Source organism: Mycolicibacterium helvum (assembly GCF_010731895.1).
Classification (GTDB): Bacteria; Actinomycetota; Actinomycetes; order Mycobacteriales; family Mycobacteriaceae; genus Mycobacterium; species Mycobacterium helvum.
The window spans coordinates 5,170,624-5,191,413 of sequence record NZ_AP022596.1; the positions used below are offsets into that span (position 1 = coordinate 5,170,624).

Below are 20,790 nucleotides of genomic sequence, written 5' to 3' on the forward strand. Positions count from 1 at the left end.
TGTGACCCCACCCTCGAAGCTGGCCCGCCCCGACGTCTTCCACCCCAGCATCGTGCTGGCCGGATGCCCGCAACTGATCGCCGGTGACGGCGACGACGAGGGTCTGATCGAGGCGCTGCGCCGCCGGGGACTGCATGCCCGCTGGCTGTCCTGGGATGATCCGCAGACCGAAGATGCCGACCTGGTGATCCTGCGCGCGGCGTGGGACTACGCCGAACGCCGTGAGGAGTTCCTGAGCTGGACCACCCGGGTGCCCAACCTGCTGAACGCGCCGGAAGTGGTGGCGTGGAACAGCGATAAGCACTACCTGCAGGACCTTGCTGAGGCAGGTGTGCCCACCCTGGCGTCGTTCTTCTTCGAACCCGGCGAGAAGGTCACGCTGCCCAAGGGCGAGATCGTGGTCAAACCCGCGATCGGCGCCGGCTCGATCGACACCGGGCGGTTCGTCGACCACGCCGCTGCCCGCGCACACGTCGCCGCCCTGCAGGACTCCGGGCGCACGGCGCTGGTGCAGCCCTACGACGCCCGCGTGGAAGCGGGGGAGACGGCCCTGGTGTTCCTCGGCGGTCGCCAGTCGCACGCCTTCACCAAAGGTCCGATGCTTCCGCCGGAAGGCGAGGTGGCCGCCCTCGACGAGTCGGGCACCTACGTCGCCGAGAAACTGGCACCGGCCGATCCCGACTTCGCGATGTGGGACGTCGGCGTCACCGCGCTGGAGGCGGCGTGTGGGTACCTGGGCATCATCACCACTGAGCTGCTGTACGCCCGGGTGGATCTCATCGGTGGCGCCGATGATCCGGTGCTGCTCGAGCTCGAGCTGATCGAGCCGGGGTTGGGGTGGGGTCAGCTCGACGGAGCCACCCGCGAGCTGCAGCAGCGGACGTTCGCGCTGGAGGTCGAGTCAGCGCTCGAGCGTCTTGGGCTCGGTCCGCTGTCGCATCGACGCCCATAACGCAGCGGTGGCCGCGGTCGATGCCGCCGCACCCGCGACGTGCAGCGCCACCAGCGCGGCGGGCACACCGGTGAAGAACTGCACCGCGCCGACCAACCCTTGAGCCAGCACCAGCGCGACCAGCACCGCCAGTCGCCGCATGATCAGCCGTGGGGCGAACACCGCCTGCAGGCCGGCCGCCAGCCCTACCAGCAGCGCCAGATAGGCGATCAGCAGCGTGGAATGCATATGCACCAGCGTGAGGATCTCCACCTCGAGCCGCGGCACAGTGCGCTGCGGGCTCTTGTCGCCGGCGTGCGGGCCCGCACCGGTCACCAACGTGCCGGTGACCAGCGTGGCGGCCAGTGTCAGTACGCCGAGCAGGGTCAGATGCCGCAACGGCTTGGGCACTAGGACGGTGGGCAGGCCGTCGTCGGGTTCCCCGATCTTGACGTACAGCAGGGTGGCCAGCCACACCATCGCCATCGAGACCAGCAGGTGGATCGCCACCGTCCACCACGCCAGCCCGGCCAACACGGTGATGCCGCCGAGGACCGCCTGCAGCACCGTCGACGCCGGCATCAGCCAGGCATAGACCAGCACCTCGCGGCGGCGGCGGGCGCGGGTGACGGCCAGGACGGCCAGGATCGCGGTGATGACGACCAGGAAGGTGATCATCCGGTTGCCGAACTCGACGGCCTGATGGATGCCGGGCACTTCGGAGTGCGGGACCGGAACGAAACTGCCCGGGAAGCATTGCGGCCAGGTCGGGCAGCCCAGCCCGGATGCGGTCACCCGGACGATCGCGCCCGTAACGGCGATGCCGCCCTGGGTGAGGATGACCGCGGCGGCAATGACGCGCTGAGTGCGCAGGCTCGGCAGTGGCAGCAGGTCCACCAGCCGCAGGAAAAACCGTCCGACGGGCACGGCCCGATCGTAGAGGACGGCTAACTACGCGACGTAGTAGGGATTGGGTTGAGCGTAGGACTCACGCTCAGGTGAAACGGAACCAGCGCAGCGCGCCCAGCGCCGCGACGGCACCCCACGCCGCCAGCACCGCGATGCCGAACCAGTCCACCGACAGCGACATTGCCTGCGTCAGGGTCTCGGTGAGCGCCCCGGACGGGGTCAGCCGGGCCACCAATGCGATCCCGCGCGGGATCGCATTGGTCTCCAGGGTCAGCGCGCCCAGCCCGGCGAAGATGAACCAGAGCAGGTTGGCCACGGCCAGGACGATCTCGGCGCGCAGCGTGCCGCCGAGCAACAGGCCCATGGCCGCGAAGCCCGCGGTGCCGAGCGCGATGACGACCGCGCCCAACAGCAGACCGGCCGGGTGCGGGCGCCAACCAAGGGCCAGCCCGATGCCGCCGAGTAGCAGCGCCTGCAGGAACACCACGGTCACCACGGCAAGTGATTTCCCGGCGATAATGCCCCACACCGGAAGGGCGGTGGCGCCCAAGCGTTTCAGCGCCCCGTAGCGGCGGTCGAAGGCCACCGCGATGGCCTGGCCGGTGAACGCGGTCGAGATGACCGCCAGCGCCATGATCGCCGGCACGAACACCGCGACGCGCTGCGAACCGAATGAGCCCAGCGGCAGCAGAGTGAGTCCGATCAGCAGAGTGATCGGGATGAACATCGTCAGCAGCAGCTGTTCGCCGTTGCGCAGCAGTAGTTTCAGCTCGAGGCCGTACTGCGCGGCCAGCATCCGCTGCACCGTGCTGGGCCGCGGATCGGGAGCGAACGTGCCCGGCGGGAAGAGCTCGGTCGTCATGCCGCTCCCTCGTCCGCTCGGTCGCGCCATGTCCGTCGTCGATTCGCTCCGCAACTGTCGCTCATGGCCGCAACTCCTTGCCGGTCAGTTCGAGGAAGACGTCTTCCAGGCTGCGCTGCTCCACCCGCACGTCGGTGGCTAGCACGTCCAGCCGCGCGCACCACGCCGTCACGGTGGCCAGCACCTGCGGGTCTATCTGACCCTCGACCAGGTATTCACCGGGGGATCGCTCTTTTGCCACATAGCCTTCTGGCAGCGCGGTCATCAGCAATGACAGGTCGAGCTGGCGGGGCGCGGAGAATCGCAGCTGGCCTTCGGCGCCGCCCCGCATCAACTCGACGGGCGTGCCGGCGGCCACGGCCGAGCCGTGGTCGATGATGACGATGCGATCCGCCAGTTCCTCGGCTTCCTTGAGCTGGTGGGTGGTCAGCACCACCGTCACTCCGTCGCGGCGTAGCGCCTCGATGAGTTCCCACACCACCAGGCGGGCGTGCGCGTCCATGCCTGCGGTCGGCTCGTCGAGGAAGACCAGCTCGGGGCGCCCGACCAGGGCGCACGCCAGTGCCAGCCGCTGCTGCTGGCCACCGGAGAGCCGGCGGTAGGTGGTGCGCGCCGCATCGGTGAGTCCCAGGGTGTCCAGCAGCCACGCCGGGTCCAGGGGGTGGGCGGCATATGCGGCGACCAGCTGGAGCATCTCACCGGCCCGGGCGGCCGGATAGCCGCCACCGCCCTGCAACATCACGCCGATCCGCTCTCGCACCCGTGCGTTATCGGCCACCGGGTCCAGGCCCAGCACCTCGATCGTGCCCTCGTCCGGCCGGACGAATCCCTCGCACATCTCGACGGTGGTCGTCTTGCCGGCCCCGTTGGGGCCCAACAGCGCCAGCACTTCGGCGCGATGTACCTCGAGGTCGAGGCTCGACACCGCCGTCGTCGTGCCGTAGCGCTTGGATACCCCGCGCAGTCGCACGGGGATTTCGTGGCCGGAACTCACGGGGAGTCAGCGTATGCGCCGGGCGCCGGGCGCGGCGTCGGTGGCTCGGCAGACGACTCAGTGAGTGGCTCCGGCGGCGGTGCCGGGTCGGGTTCCTGGCCGCTGAACGCCTCGCTGGTGCCGGGCACCTTGCGCCAGGGCAGGTGGTTGAACGTCACCGCGATCAGCAGCAGCACGATCACCGCGCTGGCCAGGGTGGCGTCCAGGATCTGGAACAGGGCGAAACGGTCGCCGTTGGCGGTGGGCCCGAAGATGCCGACGACCAGGGTCACCGCGATGGTGGCGATCCGGAAGCCGGGGCGGGTGGCCCAAGCGGCCAGCGGAATGATCGCCCACAGCAGGTACCACGGCTGCACGACGGGGAACAGCAGCACGGTCGCGCCCAGCGCGACGCCCAGCCCGCCGACCGGGTACAGCCGGCCCCGGAACACCGCCAGTAGCAGCCAGGTGACCGTGATCGTGATGATCAGCACGCCCATCGCGCGGGTCAGCGACAGCACGGCTGTGGTGTGATCGCCCAGCCCGAGCAGGATCCCGACCTGACCGGTGCCCAGTGCCAGCAGTGTCGGCGGCGACATCCAGCTACGCACCACGTTGGCGGTGCCGAGCGTGAAGATCCAGCCGAACCCCAGCCCGCTGGCCCAGCCGATGACCGCCATCACCACGAGCGACAGCGCCGTCATCAGGGTGGTGGCTTTCACGAATGCCGTGAAACTGGTGCCCCAGCGATGAGCCAGTGCCATCCCCACGAACCCGAGCGCCAGCAGGCCTGGCAGCTTGACCTGGGACGACAGCGTGATCAGGACCGAGCCCAGGATCAGCATGGCCAGCGGTATCCACGCCGCCCACTGGTCTCGCCCGCGCGGCCAGTGCAGTGGCCGTGGCACCAGCGAGCCCGCGGCTCCGTCGACGCCGCGCAGGGCAAACTCGGTGCCGGTCAGCATCAGGCCAAGCATCAGCGCTTCGTTGTGGATGCCGGCCACCAGGTGCATCAGCAGCAGTGGATTGGCCGCGCCCAGCCACAGCGCACTGACCTCGGCCACCCCGCAGCGGCGAGCCAGCCGTGGCACCGCCCAGACGATCATGCCGACCCCGAGCAGCACCACCACCCGATGACTGAGCACGGCGGCGACGATGTCCTCGCCGGTCAGCGCCGAGATACCGCGGCCGACCCACAGGAACAGCGGCCCGTAGGGGGCCGGCGTCTCGCGCCACAGGCTGGGCACCGAGAGGGTGAACACATGGTCCAGGCCCAGGCCGGGGGCCGGGCCGACCTTGTACGGGTTGAGTCCGTTGGCCGAGATCTGGCTCTGCGCCAGGTAGGAGTACACGTCCTTGCTGTACATCGGCGGCGCGATGAGCAGCGGCACGATCCACAGCAGCAGAGTGTGATCGAGCTGACTGCGGGACATCCGGCGGCTGCCCAGCGCGAAGCGGCCCAGCATCAGCCAGGCCAGTGCCATCATCACCGCGCCGGTGGTGGTCATCGTGAGCGAGACGGTCTGGATGCGGGATGGCAGGTTGAGCAACCGCACCCCGAAGGTGGGGTCCTGCACGACGGGGCGGGCGCCGGCGCCGAGAGCACCGATCGCCATCAGCACTGTTCCGGTGGCGCCGAACATCCGGGTGCGGCGCATGGCGCGCAGTTCGGCGTCGTTGAGGGGCGACCCCACCGGGCGTTCATCGCCGTGCAAGCGGGCGATCGATGAACTCAGTGAGTGTTGGCGGGCTGCCACCACAGCACTCTAACCGGCGAGCGCTTTGACCCCGTGGCTGCTAAGGGTGCCCTTGCTAGACCTGGTCCGCGAATTGCGTAACACTGGTGTTGTGAAATTCCCGTCCGCTGCAGATCCGGCGCCTGTGCTGGGTGCTGCTGTGCATGACGGACAGACCCGCCGCACCATTGTGCAGCTGTTGGTCGAGTCGGGAGCGATCACCGCCGCCGAGATCGGGCGGCGGCTTGGCCTCTCCGCCGCCGGCGTGCGCCGGCACCTCGATGCTCTCATCGATGCCGGCGATGCCGAGGCCAACGTCGCGGCAGCCTGGCAGCAGGCCGGCCGTGGGCGGCCCGCCAAGCGCTACCGGCTTACCTCCGCCGGGCGTGCCAAGCTCGAGCACACCTATGACGACCTGGCCTCGGCCGCGATTCGCCAGCTGCGTGAGATCGGCGGCGAGGCGGCGGTGGAGACCTTCGCCCGGCGCCGCATCGACGCGATCCTGGCGGGAGTAAAGGCCGGTCCCGACGACGTTGAATCCACTGCTGAGCGGGTGGCCGACGCGTTCACGAGGGCCGGTTATGCGGCGACGACGACGCGGGTGCGCGGTCCGCTGGCGGGCATCGAGATCTGCCAGCACCACTGCCCGGTTTCGCATGTCGCCGAGGAATTTCCGGAGCTCTGCGAGGCCGAGCAGCAGGCCATGTCGGAGGTCCTGGGCACCCACGTTCAGCGCCTGGCGACGATCGCCAACGGCGACTGCGCCTGTACCACCCACGTGCCGCTCACGCCGGCACACCGCTAGACCAGAACCACTTCGGTGCTCAGCCCGCACCGAAGCCGCCACGAACGATTGAGGAGCGTCACCATGACACTCACACCGGAAGCCAAGCAGGCTGAGGCGCCGATGGGCGGCTTGCGCGAAGAGAATCAACCTCTGACCCAGGACGAGGCCATCGCCTCGCTGGGCAATTACGGCTATGGCTGGTCCGACTCCGATGTCGCGGGTGCCAGTGCCCAGCGGGGTCTGTCCGAAGCGGTGGTGCGCGACATCTCGGCCAAGAAGAGCGAACCGCAGTGGATGCTGGACATGCGGCTCAAAGCGCTGCGCACGTTCGACAAGAAGCCGATGCCGAACTGGGGATCGAATCTCGAAGGCATCTTCTTCGACAACATCAAGTACTTCGTGCGCTCCAGCGAGAAGCAGGCTGCGACATGGGACGACCTGCCGGCTGATATCAAGAACACCTACGACCGGCTCGGTATCCCGGAGGCGGAGAAGCAGCGCCTGGTGTCGGGGGTGGCCGCACAGTACGAGTCCGAGGTGGTCTACCACTCCATTCGCGAGGACCTGGAGGCCCAGGGCGTCATCTTCCTGGACACCGACTCGGGTCTGCGGGAACATCCGGAGCTGTTCAAGCAGTACTTCGGCACCGTGATCCCGGCCGGTGACAACAAGTTCTCCGCGCTCAACACCGCGGTGTGGTCGGGCGGTTCGTTCATCTACGTGCCCAAGGGTGTGCACGTCGACATCCCGCTGCAGGCCTACTTCCGGATCAACACGGAGAACATGGGCCAGTTCGAGCGCACACTGATCATCGTCGACGAAGACGCCTACGTGCACTACGTCGAGGGCTGTACCGCGCCGATCTACAAGAGCGACTCGCTGCACTCCGCGGTGGTGGAGATCATCGTGAAGCCCAGGGGCCGTTGCCGATACACGACCATCCAGAACTGGTCGAACAACGTCTACAACCTGGTCACCAAGCGCGCCAGGGCCGAGGCCGGCGCCACCATGGAGTGGGTCGACGGCAATATCGGCTCGAAGGTGACCATGAAGTACCCGGCGGTGTGGATGACCGGTGAGCACGCCAAGGGCGAGGTGCTCTCGGTGGCGTTCGCCGGCGAAGGCCAGCACCAGGACACCGGCGCGAAGATGCTGCACCTGGCGCCGAACACGTCGAGCAATATCGTGTCGAAGTCGGTGGCCCGCGGTGGCGGCCGCGCGTCCTACCGCGGCCTGGTTCAGATCAACAAGGGCGCACACGGATCGCGGTCGAGCGTGAAATGCGATGCGCTGCTCGTTGATTCGATCAGCCGCAGCGACACCTACCCCTACGTCGACATCCGCGAGGACGACGTCACGATGGGGCATGAGGCCACCGTGTCCAAGGTCAGCGCCGATCAGCTGTTCTATCTGATGAGTCGCGGCATGACCGAGGACGAGGCGATGGCCATGGTGGTGCGTGGCTTCGTCGAGCCGATCGCCAAGGAACTGCCGATGGAGTACGCCCTCGAGCTCAACCGGCTGATCGAGCTGCAGATGGAAGGTGCAGTCGGCTGATGGCTCAGAATCTCAATCTCACTGAAGCTGCCGAAGGGATCATCAAGAACAAGGGCGAGCAATTCAGCTCGTTCGATGTCGATGCCTTCGAGGTGCCCGGCGGCCGCGACGAGCTATGGCGGTTCACTCCGCTCAAGCGATTACGCGGCCTGCACGACGGCTCGGCGCCGGCCACCGGCACCGCCCAGATCAGCGTCACCGAGCGACCCGGCGTGACGGTGGAGACCGTCCACCGTGGCGACGAACGACTCGGTCAGGGTGGGGTGCCCGCCGATCGTGTTGCCGCGCAGGCTTTCTCGTCCTTCAATGAGGCGACGATCGTCACTGTGGCTCGCAACACCGAGGTGGCCGAGCCCATCGAGATCGTCGTCACCGGGCCCGGCGAGGGTGCGGTCGCCTACGGTCACCTGCAGATCCGAGTCGAGGAACTGTCGCGGGCCACCGTCGTCGTCGACCTTCGTGGCAGCGGAACCTACGCGGACAACGTCGAGATCATCGTGGGTGATGCGGCGGGCGTCGGCGTCATCTGGATCGCCGACTGGGCCGACGACATGGTGCACGTGAGTTCGCATCACGCCAAGCTCGGCAAGGACGCCGTGCTCGGGCATGTCGCGGTGACGCTCGGCGGCGACGTCGTCCGCACCTCTGCGACCGTGCGGTTCACCGCGCCGGGCGGCGACGCGCAAATGCTCGGTACCTACTTCGCCGACGACGGCCAGCACTTCGAGTCGCGGCTGCTGGTGGACCACGCACAGCCCAACTGCAAGTCCGACGTGCTGTACAAGGGTGCGTTGCAAGGCGATCCGGATTCCGCCAAGCCCGATGCGCACACCGTGTGGATCGGTGACGTGTTGATCCGCGCCGAGGCCACCGGGACCGACACCTTCGAGGTCAACCGCAACCTGGTGCTGACCGACGGCGCCCGCGCCGACTCGGTGCCGAATCTCGAGATCGAAACCGGCGAGATCCTCGGCGCCGGACATGCCAGTGCCACCGGACGTTTCGACGACGAGCAGCTCTTTTACCTGCAAGCCCGTGGCATCCCGGAAGAACAGGCCCGCCGGCTGGTGGTGCGTGCGTTCTTCGGGGAGATCATCGCCAAGATCGCCGTCCCCGCCGTCCGGGACCGCCTCACCGAAGCCATCGAACGAGAATTGGCCATCACGACTGTGTCCAATTCAAAAGACCAGAAAGCCACACAGCCATGAGCACTTTGGAAATCAAGGATCTCCACGTCAGCGTCGCCAATGAGGACGGGACCGAAAAGGAGATCCTCAAGGGCGTCGATCTGACCGTGAACTCGGGCGAGACCCACGCGGTCATGGGCCCCAACGGATCGGGCAAGTCCACACTGTCGTATTCGATCGCCGGTCATCCCAAGTACCACGTCACCTCGGGGTCGATCACCCTCGACGGTGCGGACGTGCTGGCGATGAGCGTTGATGAAAGAGCCCGTGCCGGACTGTTCCTGGCCATGCAGTACCCGGTCGAGGTGCCGGGAGTCTCGATGTCGAACTTCCTGCGCACGGCGGCGACCGCGGTGCGCGGCGAGGCGCCCAAGCTCCGGCACTGGGTCAAAGAGGTCAAGGCCGCGATGACCGACCTCGAGATCGACCCACAGTTCGCCGAACGCAGTGTCAACGAAGGCTTTTCGGGCGGCGAGAAGAAGCGCCACGAGATCCTGCAGCTGGGTCTGCTGAAGCCGAAGATCGCCATCCTCGACGAGACCGACTCCGGGCTGGACGTCGACGCGCTGCGCGTGGTCTCCGAGGGCGTCAATCGCTATGCCGAGGCCGAGCACGCCGGTGTCCTGCTCATCACGCACTACACCCGGATCCTGCGCTACATCCAGCCGCAGTTCGTCCACGTCTTCGTCGACGGCCGGATCGTCGAATCCGGTGGTCCCGAGCTGGCCGACGAGCTGGAGGAGAACGGTTACGTGCGCTTCACCCAGGCGGCGGCGGGAGCCTGACATGACCGCCTCGGTGGATCTGGACGTCACGGCTGTCCGCGCCGACTTCCCGATCCTGAATCGGGTGATGCGGGGCGGACATCAACTGGCCTATCTGGATTCCGGGGCGACGTCGCAGAAACCACTGCAGGTTCTCGACGCCGAGCGCGATTTTCTGACCACTTCCAACGGCGCGGTGCACCGCGGTGCGCACCAGCTGATGGAGGAGTCGACCGACGCCTACGAACAGGGGCGAGCCGATATCGCCGCGTTCGTCGGGGCCGACGCCGACGAGCTGGTGTTCACCAAGAACGCCACCGAATCGCTCAACCTCGTCTCGTATGTATTGGGGGACAAGCGGTTCGAGAGTGCGGTCGGGCCCGGTGACGTCATCGTCACCACCGAGCTGGAGCATCACGCCAACCTGGTTCCCTGGCAGGAACTGGCCCAGCGCACCGGGGCAACCCTGCGCTGGTACGGGGTTACCGATGACGGGCGTATCGATCTGGATTCGCTGGCGCTCGACGAGCGAGTGAAAATCGTCGCGTTCAGCCATCATTCGAATGTCACCGGCGCGGTGGCGCCGGTCGGTGAGCTGGTGTCGCGGGCCAAGGCCGTCGGTGCGCTGACGGTGTTGGACGCCTGCCAGTCGGTGCCGCATCAGCCGGTGGACTTCCACAGCCTTGATGTCGACTACGCCGCGTTCTCCGGTCACAAGATGCTGGGCCCCACCGGGATCGGCGTGTTGTACGGGCGCAGCGAACTGCTCGACGCGATGCCGCCGTTCATCACCGGCGGCTCGATGATCGAAACTGTCACGATGGAAGCCACCACCTACGCACCCGCGCCGCAGCGGTTCGAGGCCGGCACGCCGATGACCTCGCAAGTGGTCGGATTAGCTGCCGCCGCAAGGTATCTCAGTGCGTTGGGGATGACCACGGTGGAGGCGCACGAGAACGAACTGGTGGCTGCAGCGCTGGCCGGGCTGGCCGGAATTCCGCAGGTGCGCATCGTCGGGCCGACAACGCTCGAGAACCGGGGCTCACCGGTGAGCTTCGTGGTGGACGGGGTGCACGCCCACGATGTCGGGCAAGTGCTCGATGACGAGGGAGTGGCCGTGCGCGTCGGGCATCACTGCGCGTGGCCGCTGCATCGCCGGTTCGGTATCGCCGCCACCGCACGGGCGTCGTTCGCGGTGTACAACACCGCAGACGAGGTGGATCGTTTGGTGGCAGGTGTGAAGCGTGCCGTGGAGTTCTTCTCGTGAAGATCGAGCAGATGTACCAGGAAGTGATCCTGGACCACTACAAACACCCGCACCATCGCGGGCTGCGTGAGCCGTTCGGCGCCGAGGTGCACCACGTCAACCCGACGTGCGGTGACGAGGTGACGTTGCGCGTGGCGCTGTCCGAGGACGGCGAGACGGTGACCGACGTGTCATACGACGGGCAGGGCTGCTCGATCAGTCAGGCCGCGACGTCGGTGCTGACCGACCAGATCATCGGGCAGTCGGTCGGGGATGCGCTCAAGACCGTGGCCGCGTTCAGCGAGATGATCTCGTCGCGCGGCAACGTCGAAGGTGATGAGGATGTGATCGGCGATGGCATCGCGTTCGCCGGTGTGGCCAAGTATCCGGCGCGGGTGAAATGCGCGCTGCTCGGATGGCTGGCCTTCAAAGATGCACTCGTGCAAGCGAAGGACTCGGAGGAACGACCGTGAGCGAAACAACAATTCCCCCCAGCGAGGAGTTCATGGCGGACCTAGAGGAGGCAATGCGTGACGTCGTCGATCCCGAACTCGGCATCAACGTCGTCGACCTCGGGCTGGTGTATGGCCTGAACGTCGAAGACGCCGAGGGCTCGAAGGTCGCCCTCGTCGACATGACGTTGACGTCGGCCGCCTGTCCGCTCACCGATGTGATCGAGGACCAGACGCGCACCGCGCTCGTCGGCGCCGGGCTCGTCAACGAGATCAAGATCAACTGGGTGTGGAACCCACCGTGGGGACCCGACAAGATCACCGAAGACGGCCGCGAACAACTGCGCGCTCTCGGCTTCACGGTCTAGCCTCGCAGAATGCTCACCGTCCCCGCCTTCGTCTGGCGGGGCAGTGCGCTTGCCCGGGCGGTGATAGTCGGCCTTGGCGGCGGTGTCTTCCTCGGCTTGCTGGCTTGGCTGGACTCAGGATTGTGGTTCGCCGCTCTGATCGTGCTGGTCGTCATGACCTTGTTCTCCGGCGCGTGGCTGGGCCGGCGGATGGTGCGCTATTGGCCGGGCGCTTCGGCACTGACCGGCGAGCAACGCGAGCGGGTCGCCGGCGTGACCCACTGGGGCGGGCGCATTGGCGATCCGGCGCTGGCGCAGCCGGTGGTCGACTTCGCCGACGGGATGCACAAGGCCGCCGAGAGCGGCCGTCCGTTTCGCTGGGTGGTACCGCTGGTCCTTGCCGTCGCAGTAGTGGTCGCCGTCTGGGACTCGGCGTTCGGATCGACACGCGAGATGGTCGCGTCGCTGCTGTATCTCGTACTGCTGGCATTTGAACTGTTCTGGTGGCCGGGCCGGCGAGACCGATTGCTGGTCAACGCCGATCGCGCCAAAGAGCGGGCGCTGGGGCTCATCGAAAGCGCACAGGGGAAGGCGCAGTGACCGTACCGGCCGTCGTTGTGGCGACCCGCCGGCAGTTGCACGGCATCGCTGAGAGCTTCATAGCCGGGCCGCAGTACCGTGCGACGGGAACGATCCGGCTGGCGGTGCGCCAGGATGGCTTCAGCGCCACCACGCTGGCGATAGCGGTGCACGGGACCACGCTGGTATGGCCGGGCGGTAGCACTGTGCTCGCGGGTCCGGTCAGTGCAGTGGCTCAGGCCAGCGGACTCGACATCGGGCCGCCGGCCGGGGTGTACGAGTCGGTCGCGGCATTGGGCCCAGGCATCGTCCTGCACCTGGACGCTGATGCCGCCGATGCCATCTACCGCAGCCTCTACGCCGGTGGGTTTGCCATCAATGCGGTTCTCCCAGAAGGCCATCCGGTGTTGTGGCCCGAGCACCTCGACGTCGCGGCCACGGCCGACGAGGTCAACTACGGAGTCTCGGCCGGTGACGACTTCCACGAACTGCCCTACGCCTACGTCGGGCCGTGGGACTTCGCGACCTCGCCGCGCACCGGGCCGCTGTGGAACGCGCCGTTCGGCGCGGTGCGCGATCTCGATCTCACCGCCGACGTCGACACCCTGGCCGCCGACGTCACCGACTTCTTTCGTCGGGTTCAAGAAACTCTGTAGACCCCGCGGAAACAACACACCGCTCAGCGGTGTTGCAGCCCGTCATGGATGATGCACGCGTGCAGGAGTTGTTCGCCCCGCTGAGCGTGGGATCGCTGACCGTGCGCAACCGGTTCGCGATGGCGCCGATGACCCGGGCCGCGTCACCAGACGGCATCCCGGGACCGGATGTCGCCGCCTATTACGCGCGCCGCGCCGCGGGCGGTACCGCGCTTGTCATCACCGAGGGCATTCGGATCCCGCATCCGGCCGCCGGCTGGCCGGACCGCATCCCGAACCTCGACGGCGAGGACGTGCTCGCGGGCTGGCGCGCGGTCACCGACGCTGTCCATGCCGAGGGTGGCGCCATCGCCGCCCAGCTGTGGCATCAGGGCGCCGCGCGCGGCGTGCACGACGGTGACCGCCCCGATGAGGTGCCGGTCAGCCCATCGGGAGTCGACCTCACGGGCAGCGCGATCGGGCGAGCATTGAGCATCGACGAGCTGCCCCAGCTCGCTTCGGCCTATGCCCGCGCCGCCGTCAACGCCCGTGCCGCCGGCTTCGATGCCGTCGAGATCCACGGCGCCCACGGCTACCTGCTGGATCAATTCCTCTGGGAGCAAACCAATCACCGCACCGACGGTTACGGCGGCTCGCTGGTGGCCCGCACCCGGTTCCCGGCCGAGGTCGTGGCGGCGGTGCGCGCGGCAGTGGGCCCCGGCTTCCCGATCATCTACCGCTTCTCGCAGTGGAAGATGAACCGCTACGACGCCCAGCTGGTCGGCAGCGCGAGCGAGCTCGAGCAATTGCTGGCTCCGCTGGTCGAGGCCGGCGTGGACGTGCTGCACCCGTCGACGCGGCGGCACTACCTGCCCGGCTTCCCCAGTGAGGACCCGCGATTGAGCCTGGCCGGTTGGACGAAGAAGATGACCGGACTGCCCGTCATCGCCGTCGGGTCAGTGGGTCTGGAGACCGAGTTCAACCCCGGTGGGCAGGAGCGAAGCGACTCGGGGACAGGCCGAGGTGCGGGCAGCGGACCGATTCCGCCGTCGTCGATCGACCGGCTGCTCGACCAATTCGAGGCCGGTGAATTCGACATCGTCGCGATCGGCCGAGCGCTGCTCGCCGATCCCGCCTGGGTGAACCGGGTGCGCGACGGGGAGCTCGACGGGTTCGGCGGTTTCGATGCGGCCAGCGCACTCGGCCGTCTGTACTAGCTTCTACAGGGAACACTCAGCGGAATCCGGACGTTAGGACTGACGTGGCTACTCAAGACCTCACCGCGCAGAACTTCAACGACACCATCACCGGCAACGACATCGTGCTGGTGGACTTCTGGGCGTCGTGGTGCGGACCGTGTCGCGCGTTCGCGCCGACCTTCTCGGCGTCCTCGGAGAAGCACCCTGATGTGGTCTACGCCAAGGTCGACACCGAGGCCGAGCAGGAGCTGGCGGCCGCCGCCGAGATCCGTTCAATCCCGACGCTGATGGCGTTCAAGAAGGGCAAGCTGATCTTCAACCAGGCCGGTGCGCTGCCGCCCGCCGCGTTGGAGGACCTCATCTCGCAGGTCAAGGAATTCGACGTCGACGCGGCCGCCGCGTCTCAGTCTCAAGACACATAAGACCGAGCACGGGTTACCGTGCAACCCGTGATTCGTGACTCTGGTTTCGTCCTCGTCGAAAACCCCCAGCCAAACGTCGCTCTGGTGACCCTGAACCGGCCCGAGCGGATGAACTCCATGGCCTTCGACATCATGGTGCCGCTCAAGGAAGTTCTCACCGAACTCAGCTACGACAACTCCGTGCGCGCGGTGGTGCTGACCGGGGCCGGGCGCGGCTTCTCGTCGGGCGCCGACCACAAGTCCGCCGGTTCGGTACCGCACGTCGCGGGGCTGACCCGGCCAACCTACGGACTGCGGTCCATGGAGCTGCTCGACGATGTGATCCTCGCCATGCGGCGCCTGCACCAACCGATCATCGCCGCGGTCAACGGCGCGGCCATCGGCGGCGGGCTGTGTCTGGCGCTGGCTGCCGACATCCGAGTGGCCGCCAGCGGCGCGTACTTCCGAGCCGCCGGAATCAACAACGGGTTGACGGCCAGCGAGCTGGGCCTGAGCTATCTGCTGCCGCGGGCAATCGGGTCGTCGCGGGCATTCGAGATCATGCTGACCGGCCGCGACGTCGATGCGCAGGAGGCCGAACGGATCGGCCTGGTGTCTCGGCAGGTGTCCGAAGAGGACTTGCTGCCAGCCTGCCTCGAGATCGCCACCCGCATCGCGGCGTTCTCCCGCCCGGGCACCGAGTTGACCAAGCGGACGCTATGGAGTGGACTAGACGCCGGTAGCCTGGAAGGGCATATGCAGGCCGAAGGCCTCGGGCAACTCTATGTGCGCCTGCTCACCGCCAACTTCGAAGAGGCGGTCGCTGCGCGCGCCGAGGACCGTGCCCCGGTCTTCACCGACGAGAAGTAATCATCGTGAGCAAGGAGCAGTGTCGTGATCACCGCAACGGACCTCGAGGTCCGCGCCGGCGCGCGCACGCTGCTGTCCGCTGAAGGACCCGCGCTGCGGATCCAGCCCGGCGACCGGATCGGCCTCGTCGGGCGCAATGGTGCGGGGAAGACCACCACCATGCGCATCCTCGCCGGTGAGGGTGAGCCATACGCGGGCTCTATCGCCCGTACCGGTGAGATCGGCTACCTGCCACAGGATCCGCGCGAAGGTGACCTCGACATGCTGGCGCGCGACCGGGTGCTCTCGGCGCGCGGCCTCGACACGCTGCTGGCCGATCTGGAAAAGCAGCAGGCGTTGATGGCCGAGGTGGTCGACGAGGCCGCGCGCGACAAAGCGGTGCGGCGCTACGGCGTCCTCGAGGAGCGGTTCGCCGCGCTCGGTGGATATGCCGCCGAGAGTGAGGCCGGCCGTATCTGCGCGAGTCTGGGCCTGCCGGAACGGGTTCTGACCCAGCCGTTGCGGACGTTGTCCGGCGGGCAGCGCAGGCGTGTCGAGCTATCCCGCATCCTGTTCGCCGCTTCCGATACTGGTTCTGGATCGGCGACCACGCTGTTGCTCGACGAGCCGACCAACCACCTCGACGCCGACTCCATCGGCTGGCTACGCGCCTTCCTGCAGAATCACACTGGTGGACTCGTGGTTATCAGCCACAACGTCGAACTCCTCGCCGATGTGGTCAACCGGGTGTGGTTCCTCGACGCGGTGCGCGGGGAGGCCGACGTCTACAACATGGGTTGGCAGAAGTACCTCGACGCCCGCGCGACCGACGAGCAGCGCCGCCGCCGTGAGCGCGCCAACGCCGAGAAGAAGGCCTCCGCGCTTCGCACCCAGGCGGCCAAGATGGGTGCCAAAGCCACCAAAGCTGTTGCTGCACAGAACATGCTGCGCCGGGCCGAGCGGATGATCTCCGAACTCGATGACGAGCGGGTTGCCGACAAGGTGGCCAAGATCAGGTTCCCCACTCCGGCGGTCTGCGGGCGGACGCCGTTGGTTGCCAAGGGGTTGACCAAGACCTACGGCTCGCTGGAGATTTTCACTGGCGTCGATCTCGCGATCGACAAGGGCTCGCGCGTCGTCGTGCTCGGTCTCAACGGTGCGGGCAAGACCACGCTGCTCCGAATCCTCGCGGGAGTGGAAAAGGCCGACGCCGGCGCAGTCGAACCGGGCCACGGGCTCAAGCTCGGCTATTTCGCACAGGAGCATGACACCATCGACGGTAGTGCTTCGGTGTGGGAGAACATCCGCCATGCGGCGCCTGACACCGGCGAGCAGGAGTTGCGGAGCCTGCTCGGCGCTTTCATGTTCAGCGGCCCACAGCTCGACCAGCCTGCCGGCACCCTGTCCGGCGGTGAGAAGACCCGGCTTGCTCTCGCGGGTTTGGTGGCTTCGACGGCCAACGTGCTGCTGCTCGACGAGCCGACCAACAACCTTGACCCCGCCTCGCGTGAACAGGTTCTCGACGCGCTTCGCAGTTACCAGGGGGCGGTGGTACTGGTGACTCACGACCCAGGCGCCGCCGAAGCACTCGACCCACAGCGAGTTGTCCTGCTTCCGGACGGCACCGAGGATTTCTGGTCCGACGAGTATCGGGACCTCATCGAACTCGCCTGACAACTGGCATAGACCATTTCGGTGATTCCGGCCAAACCGCGCAGATGCGCTCCTACGCTGTGGGTTGTCGGCGCGGATCGACCGGGGAGGGTCATCATGAGGAAGCCAAACGAAGCTCATGATCAGTTGGTCAATAACCTGCGGAACGCCTACGAGGGCGGCGCGAGTATTCGCACCCTAGTGGCGTCGACGGGCCGCTCCTACGGCTCGATCCACGCGTTGTTGCGCGAGTCGGGAACCACGATGCGCAGCCGCGGTGGCCCCAACCACGTCACCCGCCGCTAACGGCCGGCATCGTCGGCCCGCACCGAATCCTCCACCAGATCCAGCACCGCCGAGAGCCGCTGGGGATCTTCGCCCGCGGCCAGCCGTGCCACCAGCCCGTCGAGCACCAGGTCCAGATAGACCTGCAAGACATCGCTGGGCACGTCGTCGCGCAGCCTTCCGGCCTGCTTTTGCCTGCGCAGCCGGTCGCTGGTCGCCGCCGACAGCTCGGCTGACCGCTCCACCCAGCCCTGCTGGAATACGGGATCGTTGCGCAGCTTGCGCGCGATCTCCAAACGTGTAGCCAGCCAGTCGAATTGATCGGGCGCGGCGAGCATGTCCCGCATCACCTGGACCAGGCCCTGACGCGAGGCGACCTCGGCCATCCGCTCGGCGTCCTCACGTGCGAGCGCGAAGAACAGGGTGTCTTTGTCGCGGAAATGATGAAAGATCGCACCGCGTGACAGACCAATGGTCTGCTCCAGGCGGCGCACGGTTGCCTTGTCGTAGCCGTACTCGGCAAAGCAGTGCCGTGCGCCGTCGAGGATCTGGCGACGGCGGGCCGCCAGATGGTCCTCGCTGACCCGGGGCACGTGCGGCTAGCCGGCCCGCAGCATGTTGCGCAGCACGTACTGCAGGATGCCGCCGTTGCGGTAGTAGTCGGCCTCGCCGGGGGTATCGATACGCACCACTGCTTCGAACTCCACGGCGCTCCCGTCGGCCTTGGTGGCCTTGACATGAACCGTCTTCGGCGTCTTGCCGTTGTTCAGCTCCTCGATCCCGGTGATGTCGTAGACCTCGGTACCGTCCAGTTTCAGCGACGCCGCTGACTCCCCGGCGGGGAACTGCAGCGGGATCACGCCCATACCGATCAGGTTGGACCGGTGGATGCGTTCGAAGGACTCAGTGATCACCGCGCGCACACCCAGCAGGCTGGTGCCTTTGGCTGCCCAGTCTCGCGACGAGCCGGAGCCGTATTCCTTGCCACCCAGCACCACCAGCGGAATGTTCTGCGCCGCATAGTTTTGCGCCGCATCGTAGATGAACGCCTGCGGCCCGTCGGGCTGGGTGAAGTCGCGAGTGTAGCCACCGGAGACATCGTCGAGCAGCTGGTTCTTGAGGCGGATGTTCGCGAACGTGCCGCGGATCATGACCTCGTGGTTGCCGCGGCGCGAGCCCAGTGAGTTGAAGTCCTCCGGCTTGACGCCGTTGGCCTCCAAGTACTGCGCGGCGGGCGTGCCCTTCTTGATGCTGCCGGCCGGTGAGATGTGATCGGTGGTGACCGAATCACCCAGCAGGGCAAGGACTCTGGCGCCAGTGATGTCAGTGACCGGTTGCGGGTCGGCCGGCATGCCGTCGAAGTACGGTGGCTTGCGCACGTAGGTCGAGGTGTCGTCCCATTCGAAGGTGTTCCCGGACGGCGTCGGCAGGTTGCGCCACCGCTCGTCGCCCTTGAACACATCGGCGTAGCTGCTGGTGAACATGTCCCGGTTGATGGAGGACGCGATGGTGTCCTGGATCTCCTTCTGCGACGGCCAGATGTCCTTGAGGAACACGTCGTTGCCGTCCTGGTCTTGGCCCAGGGGATCGGACTCGAAGTCGAAGTCCATGGTGCCGGCGATGCCGTAGGCGATGACCAGCGGCGGGGATGCCAGGTAGTTCATCTTGACGTCGGGGGAGATGCGACCCTCGAAGTTGCGGTTACCCGAGAGCACCGCGGTGACTGAGAGGTCGTTGTCGTTGATGGCCTTCGAGATCTCCTCGGGCAGCGGACCGGTGTTGCCGATGCACGTCGTACATCCGTAACCACCCAGGTAGTAGCCCAGCTTCTCCAAGTAGGGCCACAGGCCGGCCTTGTTGTAGTAGTCGGTGACCACCTGCGAGCCGGGCGCCATGTTGGTCTTGACCCACGGCTTGCTGGTCAGACCTTTCTCGACGGCCTTCTTGGCCAGCAGTGCCGCGCCGAGCATCACCGACGGGTTGGAGGTGTTGGTGCACGAGGTGATGCCGGCGACCACCACGGCGCCATGGTCGAGCACGAACTGACCATGCTCGGCGGTGGACACCGTGATCGGTTTGGACGGCCGGCCCGCCGAGCCGTTGGCCGCCGACGGCCGCGCATCGACAGCGCCGTCGTCGGCGAAGGACAGCGATGCCGAATCGCTGGCCGGGAACGACTCCTCGACGGCTTCGTCCAGTTTGGTCTCCGGCGTCGGGTGGTTCTCCTCGACGTAGTTGTGGATGTCCTTGCGGAACGCGGTCTTGGCGTCGGTCAGTTCGATCCGGTCCTGCGGGCGCTTCGGTCCGGCGATGGACGGGACCACGGTGGACAGATCAAGCTCCAGGTACTCGGAGAAGACCGGTTCCTTGTCCGGATCGTGCCACATGCCCTGTTCCTTGGCGTATGCCTCGACCAGTGCCAGCTGCTCCTCGGTGCGCCCGGTCAGGCGCAGGTAGCTGATGGTCTCCTCGTCGATCGGGAACATCGCTGCCGTCGAGCCGAATTCGGGGCTCATGTTGCCCAGCGTGGCGCGGTTGGCCAGCGGAACCTCGGCCACACCCTTGCCGTAGAACTCTACGAACTTGCCGACCACACCGTGCTTGCGCAGCATGTCGGTGACGGTGAGCACGACGTCGGTGGCGGTCACGCCCGGCTTGATCTCGCCGGTCAGCTTGAAGCCGACGACGCGGGGGATCAGCATCGACACCGGCTGGCCCAGCATGGCGGCCTCGGCCTCGATACCGCCGACGCCCCAGCCGAGCACGCCGAGGCCGTTGACCATCGTGGTGTGGCTGTCGGTGCCCACGCAGGTGTCGGGATAGGCGACACCGTCACGCACCATGGTGACCGGCGCCAGGTACTCGATGTTGACCTGGTGCACGATCCCGGTGCCCGGCGGCACCACCTTGAAGTCGTCGAAGGCGCCCTGGCCCCAGCGCAGGAACTGGTAGCGCTCGCCGTTGCGCTGGTATTCGAGTTCGACGTTGCGCTCGAAGGCCTGGGGGCCGCCGAAGAAGTCGAGGATCACCGAGTGGTCGATCACGAGCTCGGCGGGAGCCAGCGGGTTCACCTTCTCGGGATCGCCGCCGAGCGTGGTGACGGCTTCGCGCATGGTGGCCAGGTCGACGATGCAGGGGACACCGGTGAAGTCCTGCATGACCACGCGGGCCGGGGTGAACTGGATCTCGATGCTCGGCTCGGCCGACGGATCCCAGTTGGCGATCGCTTCAATGTGGTCTTTGGTGATATTGGCGCCGTCCTCGGTGCGCAACAGGTTCTCGGCCAACACCTTGAGGCTGTAGGGGAGTTTCTCGGCGCCGGGCACCGCGTCGAGGCGGTAGATCTGGTAGCTGTTGTCGCCGACCTCAAGGGTGTCGCGCGCTCCAAACGAATTCAGTGAATCATTGCTGCTCACATCAACTCCCGGCGTTGTCATC

Annotated in this window: 21 protein-coding genes; 15 read left to right on the forward strand and 6 right to left on the reverse strand. The window is 66.9% G+C overall.

Annotated elements, in window-relative coordinates; genetic code table 11:
* Window position 1 precedes the first annotated feature (1 nt).
* Window positions 2–952 carry an ATP-grasp domain-containing protein gene (locus G6N38_RS24330; RefSeq protein WP_163750528.1) on the forward strand — a complete coding sequence of 317 codons (951 nt, stop codon included), beginning with the start codon at window positions 2–4 and terminating at the stop codon, window positions 950–952.
* Here the strand turns inward: G6N38_RS24330 and G6N38_RS24335 are convergent.
* The 4 genes from G6N38_RS24335 to mptB form a co-directional block, all read right to left on the reverse strand.
* On the reverse strand, window positions 902–1,858 hold the full coding sequence (locus tag G6N38_RS24335; RefSeq protein WP_163750529.1) for a COX15/CtaA family protein: 957 nt from the start codon (window positions 1,856–1,858) through the stop codon (window positions 902–904). The genes G6N38_RS24330 and G6N38_RS24335 overlap by 51 nt on opposite strands.
* Before the next feature lie 67 nt (window positions 1,859–1,925).
* Window positions 1,926–2,702 carry an ABC transporter permease gene (locus G6N38_RS24340; RefSeq protein WP_163750530.1) on the reverse strand — a complete coding sequence of 259 codons (777 nt, stop codon included), beginning with the start codon at window positions 2,700–2,702 and terminating at the stop codon, window positions 1,926–1,928.
* A gap of 61 nt (window positions 2,703–2,763) precedes the next feature.
* Complete coding sequence (locus tag G6N38_RS24345; RefSeq protein WP_163752338.1) at window positions 2,764–3,672, reverse strand: ABC transporter ATP-binding protein; 909 nt, start codon at window positions 3,670–3,672, stop codon at window positions 2,764–2,766.
* Window positions 3,673–3,692: 20 nt separating this feature from the next.
* Window positions 3,693–5,432 carry a polyprenol phosphomannose-dependent alpha 1,6 mannosyltransferase MptB gene (mptB, locus tag G6N38_RS24350; RefSeq protein WP_163750531.1) on the reverse strand — a complete coding sequence of 580 codons (1,740 nt, stop codon included), beginning with the start codon at window positions 5,430–5,432 and terminating at the stop codon, window positions 3,693–3,695.
* A gap of 25 nt (window positions 5,433–5,457) precedes the next feature.
* Between mptB and G6N38_RS24355 the strand changes: the two genes are divergently transcribed.
* From G6N38_RS24355 to G6N38_RS24420, 14 genes are all read left to right on the forward strand, one after another.
* Window positions 5,458–6,216: a helix-turn-helix transcriptional regulator gene (locus G6N38_RS24355; protein WP_163750532.1), complete on the forward strand. Its 759-nt coding sequence runs from the start codon at window positions 5,458–5,460 to the stop codon at window positions 6,214–6,216.
* Between the two features lie 63 nt (window positions 6,217–6,279).
* Window positions 6,280–7,755 (forward strand): Fe-S cluster assembly protein SufB, encoded by a 1,476-nt coding sequence (gene sufB / locus G6N38_RS24360; RefSeq protein WP_179968444.1) that lies wholly within the window; start codon window positions 6,280–6,282, stop codon window positions 7,753–7,755.
* On the forward strand, window positions 7,755–8,963 hold the full coding sequence (sufD, locus tag G6N38_RS24365) for a Fe-S cluster assembly protein SufD (RefSeq protein WP_163750533.1): 1,209 nt from the start codon (window positions 7,755–7,757) through the stop codon (window positions 8,961–8,963). The genes sufB and sufD overlap by 1 nt, the downstream gene beginning before the upstream one ends.
* On the forward strand, window positions 8,960–9,727 hold the full coding sequence (gene sufC / locus G6N38_RS24370) for a Fe-S cluster assembly ATPase SufC (protein WP_163750534.1): 768 nt from the start codon (window positions 8,960–8,962) through the stop codon (window positions 9,725–9,727). The genes sufD and sufC overlap by 4 nt, the downstream gene beginning before the upstream one ends.
* 1 nt (window position 9,728) lies before the next feature.
* Entirely contained in the window at window positions 9,729–10,973 is a 1,245-nt protein-coding gene (locus G6N38_RS24375; RefSeq protein WP_163750535.1) for a cysteine desulfurase, read from the forward strand.
* On the forward strand, window positions 10,970–11,425 hold the full coding sequence (gene sufU / locus G6N38_RS24380; protein ID WP_163750536.1) for a Fe-S cluster assembly sulfur transfer protein SufU: 456 nt from the start codon (window positions 10,970–10,972) through the stop codon (window positions 11,423–11,425). The genes G6N38_RS24375 and sufU overlap by 4 nt, the downstream gene beginning before the upstream one ends.
* A complete protein-coding gene (locus G6N38_RS24385; RefSeq protein ID WP_163750537.1) occupies window positions 11,422–11,772 on the forward strand; it encodes a metal-sulfur cluster assembly factor in 351 nt (116 codons plus the stop codon). Before sufU ends, G6N38_RS24385 begins: the two co-directional genes overlap by 4 nt.
* Before the next feature lie 9 nt (window positions 11,773–11,781).
* Window positions 11,782–12,351: a hypothetical protein gene (locus tag G6N38_RS24390; RefSeq protein WP_163750538.1), complete on the forward strand. Its 570-nt coding sequence runs from the start codon at window positions 11,782–11,784 to the stop codon at window positions 12,349–12,351.
* Entirely contained in the window at window positions 12,348–12,986 is a 639-nt protein-coding gene (locus G6N38_RS24395) for a hypothetical protein (protein ID WP_163750539.1), read from the forward strand. Before G6N38_RS24390 ends, G6N38_RS24395 begins: the two co-directional genes overlap by 4 nt.
* 44 nt (window positions 12,987–13,030) lie before the next feature.
* The gene (locus G6N38_RS24400; RefSeq protein WP_163750540.1) at window positions 13,031–14,182 is read left to right on the forward strand and encodes an oxidoreductase; all 1,152 of its coding nucleotides are present in this window, start codon (window positions 13,031–13,033) and stop codon (window positions 14,180–14,182) included.
* Between the two features lie 44 nt (window positions 14,183–14,226).
* Window positions 14,227–14,586, forward strand: a complete 360-nt coding sequence (gene trxA / locus G6N38_RS24405; protein ID WP_108056032.1) for a thioredoxin — start codon at window positions 14,227–14,229, stop codon at window positions 14,584–14,586.
* A gap of 27 nt (window positions 14,587–14,613) precedes the next feature.
* A complete protein-coding gene (locus tag G6N38_RS24410) occupies window positions 14,614–15,435 on the forward strand; it encodes an enoyl-CoA hydratase (protein ID WP_163750541.1) in 822 nt (273 codons plus the stop codon).
* 24 nt (window positions 15,436–15,459) lie between these two features.
* Window positions 15,460–17,088 carry an ABC-F family ATP-binding cassette domain-containing protein gene (locus G6N38_RS24415; protein ID WP_163750542.1) on the forward strand — a complete coding sequence of 543 codons (1,629 nt, stop codon included), beginning with the start codon at window positions 15,460–15,462 and terminating at the stop codon, window positions 17,086–17,088.
* Window positions 17,089–17,184: 96 nt separating this feature from the next.
* On the forward strand, window positions 17,185–17,373 hold the full coding sequence (locus tag G6N38_RS24420) for a helix-turn-helix domain-containing protein (protein WP_163750543.1): 189 nt from the start codon (window positions 17,185–17,187) through the stop codon (window positions 17,371–17,373).
* Here the strand turns inward: G6N38_RS24420 and G6N38_RS24425 are convergent.
* Both G6N38_RS24425 and acnA read right to left on the reverse strand, forming a co-directional pair.
* Window positions 17,370–17,945 carry a TetR/AcrR family transcriptional regulator gene (locus G6N38_RS24425; protein ID WP_163750544.1) on the reverse strand — a complete coding sequence of 192 codons (576 nt, stop codon included), beginning with the start codon at window positions 17,943–17,945 and terminating at the stop codon, window positions 17,370–17,372. The two genes, G6N38_RS24420 and G6N38_RS24425, sit on opposite strands and share 4 nt — an antisense overlap.
* A gap of 6 nt (window positions 17,946–17,951) precedes the next feature.
* The gene (gene acnA, locus G6N38_RS24430; RefSeq protein ID WP_163750545.1) at window positions 17,952–20,789 is read right to left on the reverse strand and encodes an aconitate hydratase AcnA; all 2,838 of its coding nucleotides are present in this window, start codon (window positions 20,787–20,789) and stop codon (window positions 17,952–17,954) included.
* Window position 20,790: the final 1 nt, after the last annotated feature.

What these genes read in the sequence shown, in the direction of transcription:
- sufC (WP_163750534.1), top strand. Translation starts at nt 8,960, where the DNA reads ATGAGCACTTTGGAAATCAAGGATCTCCACGTCAGCGTCGCCAATGAG.
- G6N38_RS24400 (WP_163750540.1), top strand. Translation starts at nt 13,031, where the DNA reads ATGGATGATGCACGCGTGCAGGAGTTGTTCGCCCCGCTGAGCGTGGGA.
- acnA (WP_163750545.1), bottom strand. Translation starts at nt 20,789, where the DNA reads ATGACAACGCCGGGAGTTGATGTGAGCAGCAATGATTCACTGAATTCG.
- G6N38_RS24340 (WP_163750530.1), bottom strand. Translation starts at nt 2,702, where the DNA reads ATGACGACCGAGCTCTTCCCGCCGGGCACGTTCGCTCCCGATCCGCGG.
- G6N38_RS24390 (WP_163750538.1), top strand. Translation starts at nt 11,782, where the DNA reads ATGCTCACCGTCCCCGCCTTCGTCTGGCGGGGCAGTGCGCTTGCCCGG.
- sufB (WP_179968444.1), top strand. Translation starts at nt 6,280, where the DNA reads ATGACACTCACACCGGAAGCCAAGCAGGCTGAGGCGCCGATGGGCGGC.
- sufD (WP_163750533.1), top strand. Translation starts at nt 7,755, where the DNA reads ATGGCTCAGAATCTCAATCTCACTGAAGCTGCCGAAGGGATCATCAAG.
- G6N38_RS24420 (WP_163750543.1), top strand. Translation starts at nt 17,185, where the DNA reads ATGAGGAAGCCAAACGAAGCTCATGATCAGTTGGTCAATAACCTGCGG.
- G6N38_RS24375 (WP_163750535.1), top strand. Translation starts at nt 9,729, where the DNA reads ATGACCGCCTCGGTGGATCTGGACGTCACGGCTGTCCGCGCCGACTTC.